We start from the raw sequence: 21,956 nt of genomic DNA on the forward strand, positions 1-21,956 counted from the left end.
AGGTCAGCGCTGCAGGGTGAGGAGGCCCGGCCGGTAGGGCAGTCGGTCGTAGGGACCGCCCGCCGTGGGGGACTTGCCCTGGTAGAGGAACCGCAGGTTGCAGGGGTCGACGGTCATCGTCTGGTCGGGGTTGTCGCGGACCAGGTCGCCGTGGCTGATGTCGTTGGTCCAGGTGGCGCCGCTGTTCGCCTTGCCCGCGAAGGGGTTGCTCTCGCTGCCGGCCTGCGGGGTCCAAGCGCCGCTCAGGCTGGAGGCCGTGAACGAGCGGAAGTAGCGCGTCTGGTTCGCACCCTTCGCCTCGACGATCAGGAGGTACTGGTTCTGGCCCTGGACCTTGTACACCTGCGGCGCCTCGAACAGGTTGTCGGGCGTGTCACCCAAGACCGTCGTGTACGAGGAGCCGAAGTTCCCCGGGAAGTTTCCGATCGGCATGCTCGCCCGGTAGATCTTGCCGTTGTCCCCGGCGAAGAACAGGTACATGTTCTGGTCGTCGGCGATCAGGGTCTGGTCGATCGGGCCGGTGGGGGAATCGGTGCGGGGGATGCTCCCGGTGAACAGCGGCTGCGGCGCCGACCAGCCGTCGGGGTTGGCCGGGTCGCTCGACGTGCGGTAGATGAAGGGCCACGCCCCCCACTGGTACGCCAGCACCCAGATCTTCTTGGGCGCGAAGTAGAACAATGTGGGAGCCACCGCCGCCTGGCTCATCCCGGTCTGACGGGCCGACGCCATGTCCGACCAGTTCGTGAAGGGCCCGGACATCATGGAGCCGTACGAAGATCCCGAGAAGTTCGACCCGTAGACCAGGTGCTTGCCGTTGTACGTCACGGTGGTGAAGTCCTTCAGCGAGGTCCACCCGTTCGCCGGCTGCGCCAGCGCACCCGTGGACGTCCACCGGTACGTCGACGGGAGAGCACACGTGCCGCCCGTCGGCGCGGGCTTCGTCGGGGCCGGCGTCCCGGGCAGGCCGGTCCACTTCTGGTTGCCGCCGGACCAGCAGGAGTACAGCTGGATCCTGGTGCGGTTGGCGGTGGCCGCGCCGACGGCGTCGAGGCACAGCCCCGACTGGGACCCGGCGATCGTGCCGTCGGTGTTGATGTTCCACTGCTGGCTGACGCCGCCGCTGCAGTCCTCGATGACCACCGCGGTGCCGTTGGCGGTGCCCTTGTCCCTGGCGCCCAGGCACTTGTTGCCGTAGATCATCAGCTGCTTGCCGGAGGTGTAGGTCCAGCGCTGGTTGGTTCCTCCGTGGCAGTCCCACAGCTGCGCCTGGGTTCCGTTGACCGTGGTGGAACCCGCGATGTCGATGCAGCGGCCGGAGGCGACGCCCTTGATCGTGCCGGTGCCGGTCCCGAGGGCGGTACCGGGGGCTGTCTTGAGGACGTTCACGACAGCCGTGTAGGCGGCCTTGGGGTTGCCGTTGTCGTCGAACAGCAGGGGGTGCTCGCCTTTGCGCCAGGAGTCGCTGTCGCGGATGCCCCAGACCGAGATGCCGGTGCACCGGGCCACGGACAGGCAGGCCTTGACCGTGTCCGCGTAGTGGGTGGGCGACGCCTGGGCGATGTCCAGCTCGGTGATCTGGACGTCGACGCCGAGGGCGGCGAAACGGGACAGGGTGGTCTGGAAGCTTGCCGGGGGACCGCCGGGGCCGAAGTGGCTCTGGAACCCGACGCAGTCGATCGGCACGCCGCGGGACTTGAAGTCCCTGATCATGCTGTAGACGCCCTGGGTCTTGGCGTCCGACCAGTTCTCGATGTTGTAGTCGTTGTAGCAGAGCTTGGCCGAGGAGTCGGCCGCCCGGGCGGTGCGGAACGCCTCCTCGATGAAGCCGTCGCCCAGCACGTTCTGGAACACCGAGCTGCGGTGCCGGCCGCTGCCTCCGTCGGCGAAGGCCTCGTTGACCACGTCCCAGGCGTAGATCTTGCCCTTGAAGTGGGTCATTTCGGTGGTGATGTGGTTGTTCATCACGCTGCGCAGCGTGTTCGCGTCGCCGATGGAGCCGACCCAGGACGGGAGCTGCGAGTGCCAGACCGTGGTGTGGCCGCGCAGGCGCTGGCCGTGCGCCGCGGCGTGGTTGACGATCTGATCGGCCGGACCGAAGTTGAAGTTGCCGCGGGACGGTTCGACGGCGTCCCACTTCATCTCGTTCTCCGGGGTGACCATGTTGAACTCCCGGTCCAGGATGGCGGCGTACTTCGAGTCGCCGAGCCTGCCGGCGGCCACAGCAGTGCCGAAGTACCTGCCTGAGGGCGCCGCATGCGTGCCCAGGGGTGTCGTGGCTCCGGCGGAGCCGGGCAGGAGCGTCAGGGCACCCGCCAGCAGCGCCGCGGCCGACAGTCCGATCGTCAGTGTCCGGCGGTGCCGACCGCGCCGGTGCAGGCCCTTCATGCTGCTCCTCGCTGGTCTCGGGTCGCCCCGGGGTGCGTGATCGCGGGGGCATCGGCCGGCACGGCCTGATCCGCCGCGGGGTGGGTGCGGTGCGGGACGGGGCGTCGATCCTGCGTACGGCTCGCGCGGGGCTCACGGGGATGTCGCGTCATGGGGGGCTTTCTTTCGCGTATGTGCCTACGGGGAGGTGGGGACCGCTCACGCCGGCTCGCATGGTGAGCGGCGGGAAGAACCCCACGAAGTGGAGGCTGGCGGGCGCGGGGCCGCGTAACAGAAATGCGGCGCCGCCCCGAAGATCGCCCCGTGATGCATCTCGCAGGCGAAAAGTGTTACGCCGGGCCCCGTGGTCCGGTCGCCCGTGGTCGCCCGTGGGGAAGGGGAGGCCGCCCTGCTCGGCGGTGGTGTCTCCCACGGCACCGGTGGGCGGTTGCCGTGTCCGTTCCTCAGGCCGACCGGTTCGGCGGGGTGCCGGTCGGAGCACGGGGGTCGGCCGCGGATGCGGCGCGGCGCGCGGGCGGCTCACTGGCCGGTGGTCAACCGCGCATGCCGGAGTCCGGCGCCGGCTCGCCGGCTGTCACCGCGCGGCCCGGTCCGGAAGGTTCACGGAGCGGTTCTCAGGACCAGGCCTTGCGGACGACGAAGGACGCCTGGCCGGAGAAGGCCCGGCTGCCGTCGGAGCCGTCGAGCCAGATGCCGCCGTCGCGATGGCGGAGGACCGACCCGGGGTAGTTGGAGGAGTGCAGGACCACCGACCCCGCGACCGCCCCGGGGCGCGGACAGAAGGTGGCGTCTTTGCGGAACAGTTCGCTGCCGTCGTCGGTGCTCAGCCGCAGTCGCAGGTAGTGGTGTCGCAGATAACGGCCGTCGGCCGCACGGAGGGTGACGCACCGCGTGTCGGCCAGCCCCGGGACCACCGTGAACGTGACACGCTGCCGTGTCTGCGCACCGCTGGACGCGGAGACCCGGCCCAGCGTCGCGAAGTCGCCGGAATACGTCAGGTAGAGGTCGGGCTCGTCCACGGACTCCAGCGATCGTGCGCCCAGCGGAACCGTGCCCGCGACCTCGGACGGACTCGCCGACGGCGGTCCGGCCGGGGTGGGGGTGCTCGACGGGGTCGGCGTGGGATCGCCGACCGCGGGAGCGGCGATGACGCCGGGCGTCCGGGGCGCCGGCTCCGGCCAGGCCGCGTAGGTGGCGGCCCCGGTGATGAGCACCGCGCCGGCGGCGAGGCTCGCCAGCGGATGAGCGGTCACCGCAGGGAGTTTGCCGGTCAGCGCGCCGTGCAGGCCGCCTCCCGCCGTTGCCGTTGCCGTTGCCGTTGCCGTTGCCGTTGCCGTGGTCGCCGCCGCCGTCGCCGTGCCGGCGGCGACGGGGGCCGTGGCCGACCAGGCGGCGCTCGCGGCCGAACCGGACAGCAGGCCCTTGGCGGTCAGGGCGGCGATGAGTCCGGCAGGGACGGCCAGGGGCGCGAGGCTGAGGAGCAGCAGCTCGGCGGGGACCCGGTTGGTCGTCGTCGCCGTGCAGACCGGGCAGTCGCGGGTGTGCCGCGCGATCCGCTTCCGCCACACCGAGGTACGCACACCGTCCCAGCCGGCGACGGTCTCGCCCAGCTGCGGACAGCGCGGGTGGGTCTCCAGCGCGGCGACGATCGTCCGGCTCAGGTCCAGTTGCTCGCGCATGCGCTGCAGGCGCACTCCCACATGGGCGACGGAGAGGCCCGTCGCGGCGGCCATGTCCTCACGGCTCAGCAGTCCGGCGCGCTCCTGCCACCACAGGGAGAGCATCACCCGGTGGTCCGGGTCGAGCCACCGGCCGGCTTCGGCGATCCGACGGCGTTCGTCCGACACCTGGAGCCGCAGGATCGTCGCGTCCTCAGGTTCGGGAGCGGCGTCCGGGAGGTGGGCCGCCTCGTCGATGACCGCCGTCCGGCCGGCGACGACGCGGTGCCGCTGCCAATGGGTCTGTATCTGGCGGAGGGTGATCGACACCAGCCAGGAGCGGAAGCTGTCGGGGGCGCGCACGGCGGGCAGGTCGCGCACCACGCGCAACAGCGTTTCCTGGACGACGTCATCGACGTCGTCGTGTCCGCTCACCGCTCGTCGGACGATGTTGTAGATCAAGGGCAGGTAGGCGGCGATCAGCTCTTCGCGCGCCCGGTCGTCCCCGGCCTGCGCCGCGACGACCAGCCGCGCGTGGTCCGCATCCATGTGCCCCATTGCCCACCTTTCTCATCAAGGCGTCAGACCCTAACGTCCGCACAGCTGTGCGGCCAAAGCCCGTGCCTCGGGCCGGGATCGGGACCCGGGTGCTCTTCCTGGCGTGCGTGGGCGTGGCCGGCGCGTGCTGCGGCCCGCGCTCAGGAAGGCCGGGTGGGGGCCCGTAGCCCGGCCCCGTACCCGCCCTGGGGGGTGGGGCGGTCGTGCTGATGCCCGGCGGCAGCTCGCCGGTCAGGGTGGTCTCGATGCCGCTGTTCGCGATCAGCTGCCGGAGGTCGGCCAGCGCGTCCTGCCTCTCCTGCCCACGCCGACCGTGCACGCCCACGCTGGTCGCAGACCCGCCTTCCCGAGTCACTACCGTCTCCGGGGTCACGGGAGCGAGCAGTTGACGCCGCCCGCCGGGCCGGCGGAGCCGCCGCCCCGGCAGTGGTCCGGACTGCCGGGCCGGAAGGCTGACCGGCGGCCCGGCAGTCCGGCCGGTCAGCGCACGTGCCGGGCGAAGACACGGAGCGAGTGATCCACCTCGAACGCCGGTACGTCCCCGTGCCCCCCCCGGGGTCGGCCACCGTGGTGCGGGGCGTCGATCGCGACGACTGCGAACCCCTCTCGCGTGTCCGAAGGCATGGCGGTCGCAGCCGCGCCGCATCCTGGCCGGGTGCCGTTCGGTCGGGGTCGCGGGTCGCGGGCCGGGAGTTGATCGCCGTGTCGAGGGCCTTGCCGTCAACGCGTTGCAGGACCCGGCGAACGGGGGCCTCGGTTGGCAGTGGCGAGGCCCCCTGCGGGACTTGGGGTCACCTGTCGACGGCGGCGGTCACGCGGTTCCAGTTGTCCAGGTCTGCGGTGCGGGCCTCCAGGGCGGTGCGCATGTCGGTGGCGCTGGAGGTGCCGAGGGCCAGGCGCAGCGGGGGGTTGGGGCTGTCGACCGCGGTTCGGATGCCTTCGGCGATCCGGGCTGCGGAGGAGAACGCGGATGCGGGGAGTTCTCCGATGCCCTTCTGGACCTCGCGGACGGTCTGGTCGTAGTCGTCGAGGCGGGCGGCGACGTCGAGGTTGGACAGGAAGGGGGTGGCGGTCATTCCGGGCTGGATGACCGTGACCTTGATGCCGAGCGGTGCGAGCTCGGCCGCCAGTGCGTCCGACAGTCCCTCGACCGCGTACTTGGTCGCGGCCAGCAGCCCCACCCCCGGGTGGGCGGACTGCCCGTAGACCGACGAGCCCTGGAGGATGTGCCCGGATCGCTGGGCGCGGAGTACCGGCAGCGTCGCGCGGAGCACGTTGAGCACTCCGAAGACGTTGGTGTCGAACACGGCGCGGACTTGCGCGTCGGAGGCTTCCTCGACGGCTCCGAAGAGTCCGTAGCCGGCGTTGTTGGCCACCACGTCGATGCGGCCGAACCGAGAGAGCGTGCGCTCCACCGCCTCCCGGACGGCCTGCTCGTCGCGCACGTCCGCCCGGACGAGGAGCAGGCGGTCGCCGTGCGCTTCGGTCAGTTCGTCCAGGGGAGCGGTGTCGCGGGCGATCGCCGAGACGGCATCGCCGTTCTCCAGGGCCTGGAGCGCCAGTTCGCGGCCGATGCCGGAGGTCGCGCCGGTGATGAGCCACGTGCGGGGACTGGTCTGCTGGTCTGATGTTCCGTTCATGTTGCGACCGTAGGTTGTTAGCTCATAACTAGTCAAGCGGTCTGGTGTTGTGCGTTGGCTGTTAGGCGGCTTAGTGGCTCATCTTGCTGATGTAGGATGGCGTGATGAGCAGTGCTGCAGCCGGATCTGCGAAGCCCAGCCCCCGCGCCGTCGTGCCCGTGGCGGAGACCGTGCTCGCGTTCGTGAACACGCGCGCGGACGGGGCCGGTCGGCGGGAGCTGTTCGGGGACGGGCACTCGTTCGCGGCGTGGCTCGCGGAGCACGACGAGTTCGGCGGTGAGGCCGTGGCGACCGATGCCGATGCCGCGGCCGCACGCGAGCTGCGTGACGCCCTGGTGACCCTGCTGCTGGCGCACTCGGGCGACGAGGAGAGCCTGGGCGAGCCGCTCCGGCACGCCGAGCAACACCTGCGGCGCGCAGGTGCGCTCTACCCGCTGGCGACGGTGGTCACAGCCGGTGGTGTCGAGCTGGCGTCTCCGCAGGCAGGGGTGCCGCGTGTGTTCGGGACCGTGCTGGCCGCGGTGACGACCGTCGCGCAGACCGGCGACTGGGCGCGCATCAAGGCGTGCCGCAACCCCCCGTGCCATTTCGGCTTCTTCGACCGCACCCGCAACGGGGCAGGGCTCTACTGCAGTACCGGCTGCGGCTCCCAGGTATCCATGCGCAATTACCGTCGGCGGCAGCGCCGCGAGAGCGAGGCACCGCCCGAGGCGTGAGGCCGCGGCCCCACGGATGGTCCGGGCGGCGGCGTGCCTTCGCGGGGGCGGCAGGACGTTTGGCCGATGCTGTCGGCATGAGCAGCCAGCCACAGGTGATCGTGCATGCTCCGGACGGGCGCGGGCTGCGCGAGGTCAGCCTGGCGGGGCAGGTTGTGGGGTGGGCCTGGTCGCTGCGGGACCTGCGCAGGGTGCTGCGGCGGGCGGGCGTGGGGCCGGAGGTCGATCTCGGCAACCCCGGCTTGGTGCGGTGGCGGGCGGATCCCGGTCTGTGGCCCGACAAGGCGTGGGTGCGGCGGACGGGCGGCTGCTTCATGGCCGTCGGGCTGCTGGTGTCCGCGGCGGTGTTGTCCCGGGTCGGACTGTGGGACGTGATGGGGGCGCTGACGTTCGGCGGCCGGGTCATGGGAGCGGTGTTCCTGACGGGTGCGCTGCTGGAGGTCGCCGCGGCCGCCGCCGTGGTGGACTTCTGGGGCAAGCGGCGCATGCGGTATTCCGGGCCGGCCGTGGTCCTGGGCGTCGTCGTCGCGGCGGTGACGAGCCTGATGCTGCTCGTCCTGCAATGGGAGGGCGGGTACCGGCGAGGCTGGTTGTGGTTGTGGGCCGCCCTGGCAACGTGGTGCTGCTGGGCGGGATGGGCACTGACGCGCCAGAAGGCTTGGCGGGGTGTCCCGCACCCGCGGCGCTTCGCGCTCGGGGTGGCCCTGTCGGGCCTGGTGGGTGCGGCCAGCCTGGCGTACTCCTCGATGTACAGCCCGTACGTCGCCCCTCCGAAGGTCCCGTTCGGGGCCACGTTCGGCAAGCCCTCGCCGAACGCCGCGCACACCTCCCTCTACGTGCCGGTCCGGCTCACGTTCAGGAACGACGGGCCGGCCAGCATCCACGTCGTGGGGACCTTGTGGTCGGCCACCTTGTGGCCGTCGGCGTACACCGCGACGGGAACCGACTTCGGTGCCTGGGAGAGCGAGCTGGGGAACGGCTGGGACAGCTACCGCCACGAGCGTTCCACGGGCGCGTCCAGGGTGCTGGCGGCAGGAAGGATCAGCGGCCCGGGGGACCGGCTCGACCCGGGAGACGACTTCTCCAGGGACGTGGTCGTCGAGGTCCCGGCGAAGGGGCCGGCGGACGGACGGGTCGAGATCTACGCCATCATCTCGTTCATCCGCGCCGACCGGGGGAAGCTGGCCAACAGCTACCGCGACTCCGCGGAGTACTCCTGGAACACCGAATCGGATGCCCATGAGCACCGGCTGGACCCGCCCGGCTGGCTGGCCGAGCCGGGCGACGAGTTCTTCCGCTACCGGGCGCGGATCTACCGCAGCAGCGCGATCATGCGCATCACCCAGGCCCCCGACTGGGCGGCGATGTGGTGGGTGATCCCCAAGGAGAACGGCGCCACCCCGTACATGGAGGTGCACATCGCACGCGACGCCGACAGCCAGGAGCGTCTCAGCGATGCCCAGCAGGAACCGTACGGGATGAAGACCCTGTCGACTTCGGTCGACCAGCCGGTCGCCCTGCTGAAGAAGGCGGCCGGGCCTCGGTGAGGTACCTCGGTGGCCACGACCGCGGCGGGCGGGTCAGCCGACGTGGACGCGGGGGCGGCGGTCGCGGTCGGGTTCGGCCTCGCGCAGGACCTCGCGGGTGACCGGGGCGATCTCGCCCTGGCCGAAGAGGAAGAAGCGGAGGAAGTTGGCGAACGGGTTGCCCTCGGTCCACTCGAAGTAGATGTGCGGGCGGACGCCCGTGAGGTCGCGGGCGTGCAGGAGGAGGGCGGCCAGGGCGTTGGGGACCGAGGAGCTCTCCACGGTGAGGACGCGGAAGCGGTCGTGGAGGACCTCGCCGCGGACGGTCAGCCCGGCCTCGAACTCGGACGGGTCCGTGACCGTCACCTCGACGAAGACGAAGTCCTCCGTCGAGGGGATGTCGTTGTCGGCGCGGATCTGCTCGCTCTTCTCGCGGTACTCGGCCACGTCCCGCTGGTCCGGCTCGTTGGCGATGAACCGGGGCGTGCGGCGTGCGATGTCCTGGACGAACCGCTCGGCCATGTCGTCGAGCTCGACGTGCGTGACGCGCAGCTCGAAGGCGCGGCCGAGGCGCGAGAGGAGCGAGACGAGGATGATGCCGGCGATGAAGCAGGCGCCGATCTTCACGCCGTCCGGGCGCTCGATCACGTTGACCACGGTGGTGTAGAGGAAGACGGCGGAGATGACGCCGAACCCGACCGTCCAGCCGCGCTGCCCGGCCTTGCGGGCCGAGATGGTCACGGCGATCGCGGCGGAGCAGATGAGCACGAGGACACCGGTGGCGTACGCGCCGCCCTGGGCGTCGACGTCGGCGTCGAAGAGCCACGTCACCAGGAAGGCGACAAGGGTGAAGACGATGACCATGGGGCGTACGGCGCGGGCCCAGTGCGGGGCCATGCCGTACTTGGGGAGGTAGCGCGGCATCAGGTTGAGCAGCCCGGCCATGGCGGAGGCGCCGGCGAACCACAGGATGCAGATGGTCGAGACGTCGTAGACGGTGCCGAAGGCGTTGCCGAGGTATTCGTGGGCCAGGTACGCGAGCGCGCGGCCGTTGGCCTTGCCGCCGGACTCGAACTCCTGGTGCGGGATGAGGACGGTGGTGATGAAGCTCGTGGAGATCAGGAACACGCTCATGATCAGCGCGGCCGTGGTCAGGAGCTTCCTGGTGTCCCGGATCCGGCCGGCGGGGTTGGTCTCGCCGTCCCCCGGGTCGCCCTTCACGTGCGGCATCACCGCCACGCCCGTCTCGAAACCGGACAGGCCGAGCGCCAGCTTGGGGAAGACGAGCAGCGCGACCCCGATCATGACGAACACGTTGCCGTGCTCGGCGGTCAGGGCGGCCGTCCAGTCGGTGACGACGTGTCCGGCGGTTATCACGTGCCACAGGCCGTTGACCACGACGACCACGTTCAGCCCGAGGTAGATCCCGACGAGCGCCACGGCGACGCCGATCGCCTCCAGGAAGCCCTTCAGGAACACCGCGCCGAGCAGCGCGACCAGGATGAGGGTGATCAACACCTGTTTGTCGTGCAGGGCCGACTCCAGGTGCGGGTTCTCCACCAGGTGGGTCGAGGCGTCGGCGGCCGACAGCGTGATGGTGATCAGGAAGTCGGTCGCGGCGAAGCCCAGCAGGGTGAGGACGAAGAGCTTGCCCTTCCAGAAGGAGAGCAGCCGCGAGAGCATGGCGATCGAACCCTCGCCGTGCGGGCTCTCCTGCGCCACCCGGCGGTACACGGGCAGCGCACCCGCCAGCGTCACGATCACGAGCACGACCGTGGCGATGGGGGAGAGCAGCCCCGCGGCCAGCGCGGCGATACCGGGCTGGTAGCCGAGGGTCGAGAAGTAGTCCACACCGGTCAGGCACATCACCCGGTACCAGGGCTGGCCCTCGTGGCCGGTTGCGGGCTCCGCTTCCTTCGGCCGGGACGGCTGGCCCTTGCCCATGTCGGACAGCCCTTCCAGCATCCACGCACGGAGCCTGCCGCTCCGCGTGTCGGTCGTGGTGGCCATGGGTGCTCCTGGGCTGCTCGCTGATGGGGGAAATCCGGCCGTTCTCGTACGGCCGAGCCAGCGTAAGCAGCCCGGATCGCACGAGCCGCGGCGAGGGCGTCAGGAAAACGTCAAGATCCGCGCTTCGGAGGGTCGCCTTCGTCACATCGGCCGCGGAACGTCGGCGACGGACATGGCCGCGGTAAGACGACGTGGCAGACCGCCGGACCGGTCGGGATCCCGAATCCAACCCTTCCCGCCGCCCGCCGCCCGCCGGTCGCGGCCGGGGTCAGTTCTCGGCCAGGACGATGACGTGGTCGGCTTCGTCCAGGGTCAGGGGCAGGATCCTGGACGGGTTCAGGCGGACCCCGTAGCGCGGGGCCCTGTCGCCGTGGCCGGCGATCCGGTAGCCGATCGCGGTCTCGCCCCGGCGCCGGGCGGCCTCCACGACGGTGGCGAAGTTCGCCTCGGTCCCCGTACGCAGGTAGTCGCCCGCGGGCTTGAGGTAGATCTCGGACCCGGCGGGGTCGAAGAGGTCGGCCAGGACCGCGTGCAGGTCGCCGTTCTCGGCCAGTTGGGTCAGCAGCAGGCAGATCAGCTTGGTGCTGACGATGAAGTCGTCGGCCTTGGTGACCTGGGCCACCTCCCGGTTGCTGTCGTCGTTCATCTCCGTGACGATCGAGTACGGGTCGCCGAGGCGGACCTCGATGTCGCGCAGGTGCAGGAGCGTCACCAGGGTCCGGTCGTCGGCGAGGTCCGGGTCGATGCTCTCGTCCGAGAGGACGATGATGTGCTGGTACGTGCCGAGGTCCAGCGCCTCCAGCGACCGCCGGACGGTCGGGTCGCAGGACTTGTACCCCACCGTGAGGTTGTCGCGTCCGGTCTCCAGGGCCTCGTCCGGGCGCCGGGGCGCGGCGACGTCGATGACCGAGCCGGGCCTGACGAGCTGGTCCAGCAGCCTGATGATCTTCGGCGCGCGGGAGTTCCAGCCGATCATCAGGGTCCGGTCGGGGACCGCCCGCCGGCTCGGTGTGGAGACCACCGCCGCGTCCACGACGGCGGGCGTGTCGTCGGCCAGCTTGATGAGGAGGTCGTCCTCCGCGATCACGATCATGCTGTCGTCGGGGCCGATCCGGGTGTCCATCGCGGGGTTGACCAGCGTCCGGCCGCCCGGACCCTGCACCCCGATGGGGACGCCGAGTTCGTAGCGGCCGAGGGCCTCGCCGTACGTGCATCCGGCCAGCGCCGGCTCGCGGCGTATGTAGATCTCGTTGCCGAAGAAGCTGAGCAGTTCGTCGCACACGGTGGACAGGCCGGTCTGCCGGTGCGACTGCACGACGAGCCGTACGGCGAAGTCGTCGGCGTCGATGACCAGGCCGGTCTCGCCGGCCGCGAGCCGCGCCACCGCCAGGTTGTCGGAGTCCTGTACGGCGGCGACGACGTGGGGCCGGGTGCCGCTCCAGGCCCGGTTGTTCAGCAGGAGCAGCGTCTTGATGACGTTGGTGTCGCGGTCGTCGCCCACCGGCGGCAGCACCATGATGGCCTTGGCGGTGTCGGGGCTCACCAGCTCCAGGTCGTCCCGCTTGAGGGGGTTGCCGGAGCGGCAGATGATGCGGGTGTGACCGGTGTCGGGGACGCGCAGGCGGATCTGCTCCTCCATGTCGACCTTGTCGCGGTCGGCGAGGATCACCACGCAGGACCTGCGCTCGCTCTGGTTGGCCTCGACCAGCTCGGCGACCACCGTGAAGACCTGCTCGGACCAGCCGAGCAGGATGGTGTGGCCGCGTTCGATGATGCGTGAACGGCCCTTGCGCAGCCGCTGGATCCTGGCGTCGAGCCCGGTGGTCAGCACGCCGATGAGCGCGCTGACGATGAAGATCCCGCCGAGGGTGGCGGCCAGCATCAGCGCGAGGAACACCGGACCGCCGGTGTCGCCGCCCATCGTGCCGGGGTCGAGCGTGCGCAGCATGCTCATCCAGGCCACGCCGGCCCAGCCGCCGTTGGCCTCGGTGTCCTCCTCGGTGAGCAGCACCACCAGAGCGGTGATCACCGTGATGAGGGAGACCGAGGCGAGGGCCAGCCACGCCATGAGCGCGGAGACGCCACGGTCCATGGTGGCGTCGAACCAATACCGCAGCCGGTCCCACACCTTCGCCAGCCCCCTGTTGCCCCAGCCGTCCGCCCCGCGCAGACGGAACGGATCATCCCACGGGGCGGAGCGGCGGCGCGGCCCGGCACCGCCGCCCCTGCGTTCGCACCGGGTCAGGCCGGTGTCGCCGCGAGGCGGTGCCCGCGGGAGGTGCGGGTCGCTCTGCCGGCGGTCCGGCCCTGCCGGGGCGGGGTACGGGTGCCGGGCTCGGCGGCCGGGTCCGGATCCGGCTCCGGGGCCGTCAGGACGGCCACGAGCGCGAGGCGGGCCCGGGCCACGCGGGAGCGGACGGTGCCCACCGGGCAGCCGGCCGCGGTCGCCGCCTCCGCGTAGTTCAGGCCCAGCAACTGCGTGAGGACGAACGCCTCGCGCCGTTCGGCCGGTATGCCGGCCAGGAGTTCCGCCAGGGCGATGCCGTCCTCGAAGCCGGGGACGCCGTACGGCTGGCTCTGCTCCGCCGCCGTCTGCCAGTCGTGCCGGCTCGACAGGCGGGGACGGGCGGCGGCGTGGCGGAGGCTGTCCACCACGGTGCGGCGGGCGATCGACAGCAGCCAGGTCCGGGCCGAGGAGCGGCCCTCGAAGCGGGGGAGGGCGGCCAGCGCGCGCAGGAAGACGTCCTGGGTGAGGTCGTCGGCGGCCTGCGGGTCGGCGCTGAGGTAGGCCACGTAGCGCCACACGTCGCGGTGGAGGGCGCGTACGAAGCGGTCGGCCTTGGCGGGGTCGCCGTCGCGGGCTTCGAGGGCCAGCCGGGTCACGTCCGCGTCGGAGTCCGGGGTGTGCCGGGACGACGGCGTGCGGCCGGCAGGACGGAGCTGGGTGGGCAGGGCAGGAGTCATCGCCACAAGGTCCTTACGGGCAAAAGGAGTTCCGGGCCCGCGCACGGCGGGGCCGGTGAAGGGGGTACGGCCTGCCGGAGGGCATGGCCGATGCCCGAGGCGCGACGGAGCGGAGCCGTCAGCGTGCGCTCGGGGAGCCGGCTGTCACAGGACAGCGGTTCCCGTCGGCGGACCCCGTGAGGTGAGGGCGTGGACGAGGAGGAACGTCCGCAGCGTCCGGTCGCGGCGGGTCCGGCGGACGTGGACGCGGGGGCGGTGCGGTGTCGGCGCGAGGAGCCCGAACAGGACGCGCAGGGGCGCCCAGAGCCGTCCGGCGAGGGCGCGCAGGGCAGCGAAGGCGGCCTGCTCCGCGTAGGCGAGCCAGAGCCCGCACAGCACGGCGGCGAGCAGGTGCGCGGCCAGCATCCCCGTCGGGGACATGCCGGCCATGGCCCCCGTCATACCGGTCGGGCCCGCCATGCCGGCCGGGCCCGCCATCGCGGCCATGCCCGCCGCGTCGGCCATGCCGGCCATGTCGTGGCCGGACGGCATGGAGGTGGAGGCCATGGAGGCCATGTCGGGCAGGGCGTGGGGGGCGTGGGCGCCCGCCGTGGCGGTGCCGGGCGGCAGCCGGTGCGCGAGCGGGCCGAGCCATGCCCCGTCGAGGATCCTCAGGGCCTCGCCGCCGGACATCCCGGCTCCCGGGCCCTCGCCACACGTGAGGTACGCGGCCCACTGCCCGGCGAAGGAGGTCCCGGCCGGCAGGGACGGGTGGAGCAGTGACTGGACCAGGGAGAACACGCCGTGGAGCACGGCCTGTACGGCCACCGTCGCGGTGGTGACGGCGAGCAGTCCGCGTTCGCGGCCCGCCAGCGCCCAGGCCGCTGCCGCGGTCCCGGCCCAGGCCGGGGGCAGCGCCCACCAGGGCACGGGCGTGCCCGACATGAGGAGGTGGCCGGTGGCCGCGAGCAGCACACAGACGACTGCGAACATCGCAGCCCGTGCGGCTCGGGAACAGTGGCCTGGCTTCATGGCGCGTTCATCTTCGCACCGGGTCTCCGTGCCGGGCAGGGGGGTGCGCACTTCATGACAAGTCCTCATGTCCCGTCGCAGAGGGAGAACTTGGCGTGACGGGCCTGCCCCGCGATGTGGTGCACGACACAGCTCGAAGGCGGGAACCGGAGGGCCCGGCCGTCCGACTGACTCCCCAGACGGGCGGGTTGTGCACCTTCCGGGAAGGGAGACCTCTGTGACAGCACAGTTGACGGCGGCGCCACCCCGTTCGGCGGACCGGTCGGACCGGTGGCTGACCGCGCTCCTCACCTGCGCCATGGCCTTCTCGATGCTGCAGCTGTTCCTGCTGGGGGCGCTGGGCCCGCGGCTGGTGGCCGACCCGGGCGTCTCACCGGCGGTGCTGGGGCTGACCACCACGACCGGTTTCGCCGTGGCCGCCGTACTGTCCCCGGCGGGCGGCCGGATCGTGGACCGGATCGGACCGCGGCGCTCCCTGGTCCTGCTGCTGCTCGTCTCCGCGGCCGCCCTCGCCCTCATCGCGGCTGCACCCGGCGCCGCCCTGCTGCTCGGCGCGGTCGCACTGGGCGGCGTACCGCAGGCCCTGGCCAACCCCGCCACCAACAAGGCGGTCCTGGCCGCCGTACCGCCCGCCCGGCGCGGCGCGGTGACCGGCCTGAAGCAGTCCGGGGTGCAGCTCGGAGCCTTCGCGGCCGGGCTGCCGCTCACCGCCCTGGCGGGCGCCGCGGGGTGGCGGGCCGCGGTGTGGACGGCCTCCGGCGGTGCGCTGCTCGCGGCCCTCTGGGCGCTGCGGTCCCTGCCGGCCGATGCGCCGCCGGCCCCGCCCCCCTCCCGGACGGTGCTCGTGCCGCGGGGCATGGTGGCCTGGCTGGCCGCCTTCTCGCTCTTCCTCGGCGCCGGGATCGCCTCGGTCAACACCTACTTGGCCCTCTACGGCGTGCAGCGGCTGGGCCTGGGCCCGAGCGCGGCCGGCGCACTCGTGGCGGTCCTCGGCGTGGCGGGGGTCGCCGGCCGGGTGGGCTGGTCCAGGGCGGCCCGGCCGGGGCGCGCCGAACGGCTCCCGGCGCGGCTCGCCTGCGGGGCCGTGGGGGCGGCCGCCCTGCTGGGAACGGCACAGCAGGCGGGGCCCCTGGTGTGGGCGGGGGCCGTGGCGGTGGGCGTTTTCGCCGTGTCCGGCAACGCCGTGTCCATGGTGCTGGTCCTGCAGCGGGCCGCGCCGGGGCGGGCCGGGCAGGATTCGGCGCTGGTCGCGGCAGGGTTCTTCGCCGGATTCGCCGTGGGGCCGCCCGCGTTCGGGCTGTTGGCCGGGCACGGCCGGTACGGGGCGGGGTGGCTGCTGGTGGCGGTGGAGTTCGCCGTGGCGGCGGCGGTCGCGTTCCTATGGGCCCGGCGGGACCGGCGGAGCCGTCCCGAGCAGGGGGAGGCGGGCGCGTGAGCCGCGGCGACCGGGCCGGCCGCGCCCTGGCGGCCGTGCTGGAACGGGCCGCGGTGACCGCGGCGCAGGTGGGCTCCCGCTTCCCGCTGTACGCCGATCCCGCGGACGGGACGTGGACGACGACCGGCCGCGGCTCCTGGGCCGGCGGCTTCTGGGCCGGACTGCTGTGGCTGCGCGCCCGCCACACCGGGGACGCGGCCGACCGGCGCGCCGCCGCCGCGTGCACGGCCCGCCTCGCACCCTGGTCGGAGGCCGACACCGCGACCCGCGGCCTGATCCTCTGGTACGCGACCGCTCTCGCCGAGGACGACGGCGAAGCCGCCGCACTGCGGGCGCACGCGGCCAAGGCCTGCCTCGCGGCCCACGACCCCGCGACCGGGACCGTCCCCTGGGGCGACGCCTTCGGCGGGCCCCGCTTGCTGGCCCGCGTGGACGGCGTACCCGGGACGGTGCCCCTCCTGGCCGCGGCCGGCCCGGCCGGGGCGGCCGCCGCGGCCGCACATCTGCACCGGCACCTCGACCTCTGCCTGGGATCGCCCGCCCAAGTGCAGCCGCCCGCCTGGCGGTTCGACGGCTGGGACGGAAGCTGGCAGCCGTGCGAGGAGCCGCGGCCCGGATGGAGCCGCGGCTCCGCCTGGCTGCTCCTCGCGGTCGCGGACGCCCTCCTGGACCCGCGGGTCGCCGCACACGGGCGTCGGCGGCTCCTGGACGCCGCCGGACAACTCTTGGCGCAGCACGGCGTGTTGAGCGGGGCGCGCCTGGTTCCGCCGGCCGGAGCCCACGACCCGGACGGCCCCCTCGACTCCTCGGCCGCCGCGATCTCCGCAGTGGCCCTGCTGAAGCTCGCCCGGGTGCCCGCAGCATGGTCGACGGCCTGCTCCCGCCGCGGTGTTGCGGTCCTGAGCCGGCTGGCCGGGGCCCATCTCACCGCCCCCGGCGACCGCCGCCCGGCAGGCATGCTGCTGGACGGCTGCTACGACGCCGACAAGGGCCTGGCCGTGCGGCACGAGCTGATCTGGGGCGACTTCTTCCTGGCCCTCGGGCTGGCCTCGCTGACCGGACTCGTCGACCTCACCCGCGTGTAGCGGGCGGCCGGACCCCCGGCTCGTAGCCGCGCAGGACCCGCCGGGCGACGGAGGTGATGTGCAGCTCGTCGGGGCCGTCCAGGATGCGGGCGGCCCGCCCGCCGCGGAACAGGCCGGGCAGCGGGGTGTCCGGGCCGAGTCCGGCCGCGCCGTGGACCTGGATGGCCGAGTCGGTGACCTGTTGCAGCATGCGCGCGGCGGCCACCTTGGCGAGCCCCACCTCGGTACGGGCGTCCTGTCCGGCGGCGATCAGCGCCACCGCCTCGTGGACCAGGGGGCGGGTGGTGCGCAGGGCGAGCAGGGCCTCGAAGACGTGCTGCTGGACGAGCTGGTGCTCGGCGAGCGGGCCGCGGGAGCCGCGGCGCTCCGCGGCCCGCTCGCACATCAGGTCGAAGGCGCGCCGGGCCTGGCCGAGCCAGCGCAGGCAGCGCAGGGTGCGGCCCAGGGCCAGCCGTTCGCCCGCGATGGCCAGGGCCTCCCCGGGGGCGCCGATCAGGTGGTCGCCGGGCACGCCGACCCGGTCGAGCTCGATCTCGTACTGGCCCGCCGCACCCAGGACCGGGAGCTCGCGGACGATCCGGAAGCCGGGGGAACCGGTGGGGACGAGGAACAGGGAGAGCCCCTCGCGGTCGCCGGGCCGGCCGCCGGTGCGGGCCAGCACCGTCACCAGGTCGGCGGCGGCCGCACCGGAGGTGAACCACTTCCGGCCGGTGATCCGCCAGCTGCCGTCCGCCAGGCGCTCGGCCCGGGTGCCGGTCGAGAGGGGGTCGGTTCCGGGGGTGTCGGGCTCGGTCATCGCGTAGCAGGTGCGCATCGTGCCGGCGACCAGCGGCGCCAGGTACTCCTCGCGTACGCGGTCCGTGGCGTGCCGCGCCAGCATCGTGACGTCGAGGTACGGGGCCGAGCCCAGTGCGGCGGGCCCGTGGTCGCTGGCGCCCTCGGCCTCCGCCAGCTCCGCGTACGCGGCGAACGGCAGCCCCCCGCCATCGAGTTCGGCCGGAAGCGGCAGGGCCCACAGCCCCTCCTCCCGAGCCTGGTCGCGTAGTTCGGCCAGGGCGGCCGCGGCTGCCGGGCCGCCGGAGTCGAGCACCGGCTCGTACCGGACCACCCGCGTCCGGACGAACCGCTCGACCCGGTCCCTCAACTCCGCCGACTCCGCCGACTTCGCCACCGTCACTGCGTTCCTCCCTGTGCCCGAGGGTCTCCGGGGTCGCCGGCGTGTGAGGCGCGCGTCCGGGCGGAGCTCGGTGTGCCCGGAAGAGCCGGGAACCCCGGAAATCCGTCCCAGGCCCCGCGATGCCTCGAACGCCGGCGAGGCTGAAATGGGCGTCCCCGGGAACTCCTGGGAACGCCTGTCCGACTGTCTGTCCGTGGAACTGGTCGGGCGCGGAGGCTCCCGGGTTCCCGCATACGCGTTCCCGCGTTTCCGTACGACCTCGGCGACGGCCATCGCCGCGCCGGGAGAGGAGAGGCATGGCGTCCCCGGCAACCACGCAGACGGTCCGGCCGCTCGACACCCTGCGCTGTGGGGCACCGCGCCCCGACCCCGCGGGGCCCCCGCAGCTCGCGGGTCTCGTCGCCGACCGCCTGCGGCTGCTCGGCGCCCAGGAGGATCCGGCAGCGCAGCCGGATCCCGAAGGCCCCGTCACCCTCACCGGCGCGGGCTTCGAGCCCGTCCGCGCGACCGTCACCTGGGGCGGCTCCGGCAGCGGTCTCGTCGACGAGGCCACCGTCCAGGCCGCCACCGGCGTGATGGCCGTACACGGCCGGCGCGACGGCAGCCCGCGCGGCCTGGCCGCCGACTACGCGGCGACGGCCACCGCCGTCCTGGCCGTGCAGGGCCTGCTCGCCGGGCTGGTCGGGCAGGCGCGCGGCGCCGCCACCACCCGGGTCACCACCGGCGCGGACCGGGCCGGTCTGCTCGCCGTGTCCCAGTACCTGGCCGCCGCCGGAGCCGACGAGGGCGAGGCGGCCGAACTCGCCCCCGGCGGGCCGCCCTTCACCTCGGCCGAGGGGGTCCTCTTCGAGCTGGAGACGCTCGACCCGGGCGCCTGGGCCGCGTTCTGGCGCGCCCTGGACGCGTCCGCCGACGCGATGCGGGCGGGCTGGCGGCCCTTCCAGTTCCGCTACGCCACCGCCTGCGCCCCCTTCCCGCCTGCCCTCCACACCGCCACCCGGGCGCACCCCCTGGCCCGGATCCGGCAGGCCGCGGCGCTCGCGGGAGCCGAGGTGTGCGTCCTGCACACCCTCGCCGAGCGGCTCGCGGAGGCCGACGGCGCGGCCCCGTGGTCCCTGCGGCCGCTCGATACCGCCTCCGTCCCGGCGACCGGGGCCGCCCCGGCGCCCGTCACACCCATACCGACTCCCCCAAGACCGCTGGCCGGCCTGACCGTGCTCGAGGCGGGCCGCCGCATCCAGGCGCCGCTGGCCGCACACCTGCTGGGCCTGCTGGGCGCCGAGATCGTACGGATCGAGCCGCCGGGCGGGGACCCGCTGCGCGGCATGCCCCCGGCCTGCTCCGGCGTCTCCGCCCGCTGGCTCGCCCTCAACCGGGGCAAGAAGGCCGTGGAGATCGACATCAAGTCCGGGGCGGACCGCCGCCGGCTGCGGGACATGGCGGCGCAGGCCGACGTCTTCCTGCACAACTGGGCGCCGGGCAAGGCCGCCGAACTGCGCCTCGACGCCGAGGACCTCGCCCGGGCCAACCCCGCCCTGGTGTACGCGTACACCAGCGGCTGGGCCGACCGGCTGGGCGGCGCCCCCATGGGCACCGACTTCATGGTCCAGGCCCGCACCGGCGTCGGAGAGGCCGTCCGCCCCGAGGGCGAGCCCCCGGCCCCCTCCCTGATGACCCTCCTGGACGTCCTCGGCGGGTTGCACGGGGCCGAAGCCGTCCTCGCCGGGCTGCTGCTGAGGGAGCGGACCGGCCACGGCGTCCGCGTGGACTCCTCCCTCCTCGGGGCGGCCGACACCCTCACCGCTCCCGCCCTGGCGCGGGCCGCGCGCGGGGAGCAGCCCCGCCGTCCGGCCGGCTTCCGCCGGCCGCTGCCGACCGCCGACGGCTGGATCGCCCCCGCGGACGCGAGCGCCGCGGCCGCGGCCGCGGCCGGCCGCGCCCTCGCCGCACTCCCCACCGCCGAGGCCCTGGCCCGGCTGGAGGGGCTCGGCCTCGCCGCGACCGCGGTCACCACCGACCTGTCCGACCTGCACCACGACCCGCGCTTCGCCGGCTCGATCAGCCGCGACGCGCACGGTGCGCCCGCCGTTCCCGACCCCTGGAGCCTCGTGTGACCGTAGCCCTGCACGACCTGCTGCCCGCCGAACTGCGCCGCTCCTGGGCGGCCGACGGGACCTGCCCCGACCTCGACCTCTACAGCCTCTTCCGGGCCCGCCAGATCGCCGACCTGCACCGGACCGCCGTCCTCGACGCCAAGGGCGCGCTCTGCTACACCGCCCTGGACCGCAAGGTGCGCGCCCTGGCCACCGGCCTCGCAGAGCTCGGCATCCGCCCGGGCGACGTGGTCGGCGTCCAACTCCCCGGCAACCGGAGCGCCGTCATCGCCGACCTGGCCCTGGCCGCCCTCGGCGCCGTCACCCTCCCCTTCCCCGTCGGCCGCAGCGCCCCCGAAGCCGAATCCCTGCTGCGCCGCGCCGAAGCCGTCGCCGTGATCGCTGCGGTCGAGCACCGCGGCGAGCGGCCCGCCGCCGCACTGCAGGCGCTCCTGCGGTCCGTCCCCTCCCTGCGCCACGTCGTCGCCGCGGGCCCCGGGACCGCCCCGCAGGGGACCGTCGCCTGGTCCGGGCTGATGCGCTGCGACCCGCGGGCCTTCGTACCCGCCCGCCCCGACCCGGACAGCGCGGCCCGCATCCTCGTCTCGTCCGGCTCCGAGGCCGAGCCCAAGATGATCGCGTACTCGCACAACGCGCTCGCGGGCGGCCGCGGCAACTTCCTGGCCTCGCTCATTCCCGACGGGAAGCCGCCGCGCTGCCTCTTCCTGGTCCCGCTCGGCTCGGCCTTCGGCTCCAACGGCACCGCGGTCACCCTCGCCCGGCACGGCGGAACCCTGGTCCTGCTCGACCACTTCACCGCCGATGCGGCCCTCGCGGCCGTACGCGAACACGCGCCGACGCACATCCTGGGCGTGCCGACGATGGTCCGCATGATGCTCGAACGCCTCGACGCGACGGACCAGCCGCTCCCGGCGCCCACCGCCCTCGTCCTCGGCGGCGCGCCGCTCGACGAGACGACCGCGGCCGCGGCGGCGCAGGCGTTCGGCTGCCCGGTGGTGAACCTCTACGGCTCCGCCGACGGCGTCAACTGCCATACGGGGCTGGCCCACACGGTTCCGCCCGCCGACGGCCGCGGAGTCGTCGCCGGCCACCCCGACCCGCGCGTCGCGGAGATCCGGATCACCGATCCCGACAGCCACGCGGCCCTGCCGGACGGCGAGATCGGCGAGATCGTCTCGCGCGGTCCCATGACCCCGCTGTGCTACGTCGGCGCCCCCGAGCTCGACGCCCGCTACCGCACGGCCGACGGCTGGGTCCGCACCGGCGACCTCGGCTACCTCGACTCCGACCGGGTCCTGCACGTCGTCGGCCGGCTGAAGGACATCGTCATCCGCGGCGGCGCCAACATCAGCCCCGCCGAGGTGGAACGCGCCCTCGGCTCGCACCCGCAGGTCCGCGACGTGGTCTGCGTCGGCGTCCCCGACCCGCTGATGGGCGAACGCCTGGCCGCCTGCGTGGTGCCGCGGGGCCCGCTGGCACCCACGCTCGCCTCCCTCGGCCGGCACCTGACGGCGCGGGGCACGGAGCGGCGCAAGCACCCCGAACGGCTCCTCGTGGTGGCGGAGATCCCGCTGACGGCGGCCGGCAAACCCGACCGGGCGGCGCTGCGGGCCCGGCTGGCCGGGGACGCGGAACCGGCGCCCCTCGCCCACGCCGGCTGAGGCGGGAAACCGGGGG

At 73.6% G+C, this 21,956-nt stretch carries 14 protein-coding genes; 6 read left to right on the forward strand and 8 right to left on the reverse strand.

The annotated features are described in order from the left end of the window. Window positions 1–3: 3 nt before the first annotated feature. The 3 genes from AB0F11_RS24120 to AB0F11_RS24130 all read right to left on the reverse strand — a co-directional run bounded on the left by AB0F11_RS24120 (window position 4) and on the right by AB0F11_RS24130 (window position 6,241). The gene (locus tag AB0F11_RS24120; protein ID WP_362177323.1) at window positions 4–2,385 is read right to left on the reverse strand and encodes a non-reducing end alpha-L-arabinofuranosidase family hydrolase; all 2,382 of its coding nucleotides are present in this window, start codon (window positions 2,383–2,385) and stop codon (window positions 4–6) included. Window positions 2,386–2,999: 614 nt separating this feature from the next. Then, window positions 3,000–4,592, reverse strand: a complete 1,593-nt coding sequence (locus tag AB0F11_RS24125; protein ID WP_362177325.1) for a sigma-70 family RNA polymerase sigma factor — start codon at window positions 4,590–4,592, stop codon at window positions 3,000–3,002. Window positions 4,593–5,392: 800 nt separating this feature from the next. Further along, window positions 5,393–6,241 (reverse strand): SDR family NAD(P)-dependent oxidoreductase, encoded by an 849-nt coding sequence (locus AB0F11_RS24130; RefSeq protein ID WP_362177328.1) that lies wholly within the window; start codon window positions 6,239–6,241, stop codon window positions 5,393–5,395. Between the two features lie 104 nt (window positions 6,242–6,345). Between AB0F11_RS24130 and AB0F11_RS24135 the strand changes: the two genes are divergently transcribed. Further along, entirely contained in the window at window positions 6,346–6,957 is a 612-nt protein-coding gene (locus tag AB0F11_RS24135) for a CGNR zinc finger domain-containing protein (RefSeq protein WP_362177330.1), read from the forward strand. A 77-nt stretch (window positions 6,958–7,034) separates the two neighbouring features. Next, window positions 7,035–8,504 carry a hypothetical protein gene (locus tag AB0F11_RS24140; protein WP_362177333.1) on the forward strand — a complete coding sequence of 490 codons (1,470 nt, stop codon included), beginning with the start codon at window positions 7,035–7,037 and terminating at the stop codon, window positions 8,502–8,504. Between the two features lie 33 nt (window positions 8,505–8,537). On the opposite strand, the gene AB0F11_RS24145 is transcribed toward AB0F11_RS24140, so the two are convergent. From AB0F11_RS24145 to AB0F11_RS24160, 4 genes are all read right to left on the reverse strand, one after another. Then, window positions 8,538–10,493, reverse strand: coding sequence for an amino acid transporter (locus AB0F11_RS24145; protein ID WP_362177336.1), 1,956 nt, complete (start codon window positions 10,491–10,493; stop codon window positions 8,538–8,540). A 268-nt stretch (window positions 10,494–10,761) separates the two neighbouring features. Beyond that, the gene (locus tag AB0F11_RS24150; RefSeq protein WP_362177338.1) at window positions 10,762–12,621 is read right to left on the reverse strand and encodes a potassium transporter TrkA; all 1,860 of its coding nucleotides are present in this window, start codon (window positions 12,619–12,621) and stop codon (window positions 10,762–10,764) included. 113 nt (window positions 12,622–12,734) lie between these two features. Further along, the gene (locus AB0F11_RS24155; RefSeq protein WP_362177341.1) at window positions 12,735–13,457 is read right to left on the reverse strand and encodes a sigma-70 family RNA polymerase sigma factor; all 723 of its coding nucleotides are present in this window, start codon (window positions 13,455–13,457) and stop codon (window positions 12,735–12,737) included. Between the two features lie 144 nt (window positions 13,458–13,601). After that, window positions 13,602–14,429: a hypothetical protein gene (locus AB0F11_RS24160; RefSeq protein WP_362177343.1), complete on the reverse strand. Its 828-nt coding sequence runs from the start codon at window positions 14,427–14,429 to the stop codon at window positions 13,602–13,604. A gap of 256 nt (window positions 14,430–14,685) precedes the next feature. On the opposite strand from AB0F11_RS24160, the gene AB0F11_RS24165 reads away from it, so the two are divergent. Both AB0F11_RS24165 and AB0F11_RS24170 read left to right on the forward strand, forming a co-directional pair. Further along, window positions 14,686–15,903: an MFS transporter gene (locus AB0F11_RS24165; protein WP_362177346.1), complete on the forward strand. Its 1,218-nt coding sequence runs from the start codon at window positions 14,686–14,688 to the stop codon at window positions 15,901–15,903. Further along, complete coding sequence (locus AB0F11_RS24170) at window positions 15,900–16,988, forward strand: sugar ABC transporter permease (protein ID WP_362177349.1); 1,089 nt, start codon at window positions 15,900–15,902, stop codon at window positions 16,986–16,988. The genes AB0F11_RS24165 and AB0F11_RS24170 overlap by 4 nt, the downstream gene beginning before the upstream one ends. Here the strand turns inward: AB0F11_RS24170 and AB0F11_RS24175 are convergent. After that, a complete protein-coding gene (locus tag AB0F11_RS24175) occupies window positions 16,975–18,165 on the reverse strand; it encodes an acyl-CoA dehydrogenase family protein (RefSeq protein WP_362177351.1) in 1,191 nt (396 codons plus the stop codon). The genes AB0F11_RS24170 and AB0F11_RS24175 overlap by 14 nt on opposite strands. Window positions 18,166–18,461: 296 nt before the next feature. Between AB0F11_RS24175 and AB0F11_RS24180 the strand changes: the two genes are divergently transcribed. Next, window positions 18,462–20,279: a CoA transferase gene (locus tag AB0F11_RS24180; RefSeq protein WP_362177354.1), complete on the forward strand. Its 1,818-nt coding sequence runs from the start codon at window positions 18,462–18,464 to the stop codon at window positions 20,277–20,279. Continuing rightward, the gene (locus tag AB0F11_RS24185; protein WP_362177357.1) at window positions 20,276–21,940 is read left to right on the forward strand and encodes a class I adenylate-forming enzyme family protein; all 1,665 of its coding nucleotides are present in this window, start codon (window positions 20,276–20,278) and stop codon (window positions 21,938–21,940) included. Before AB0F11_RS24180 ends, AB0F11_RS24185 begins: the two co-directional genes overlap by 4 nt. The last annotated feature ends 16 nt before the right edge of the window (window positions 21,941–21,956 follow it).

Source organism: Streptomyces sp. NPDC032472, assembly GCF_040636955.1.
GTDB lineage: Bacteria > Actinomycetota > Actinomycetes > Streptomycetales > Streptomycetaceae > Streptomyces.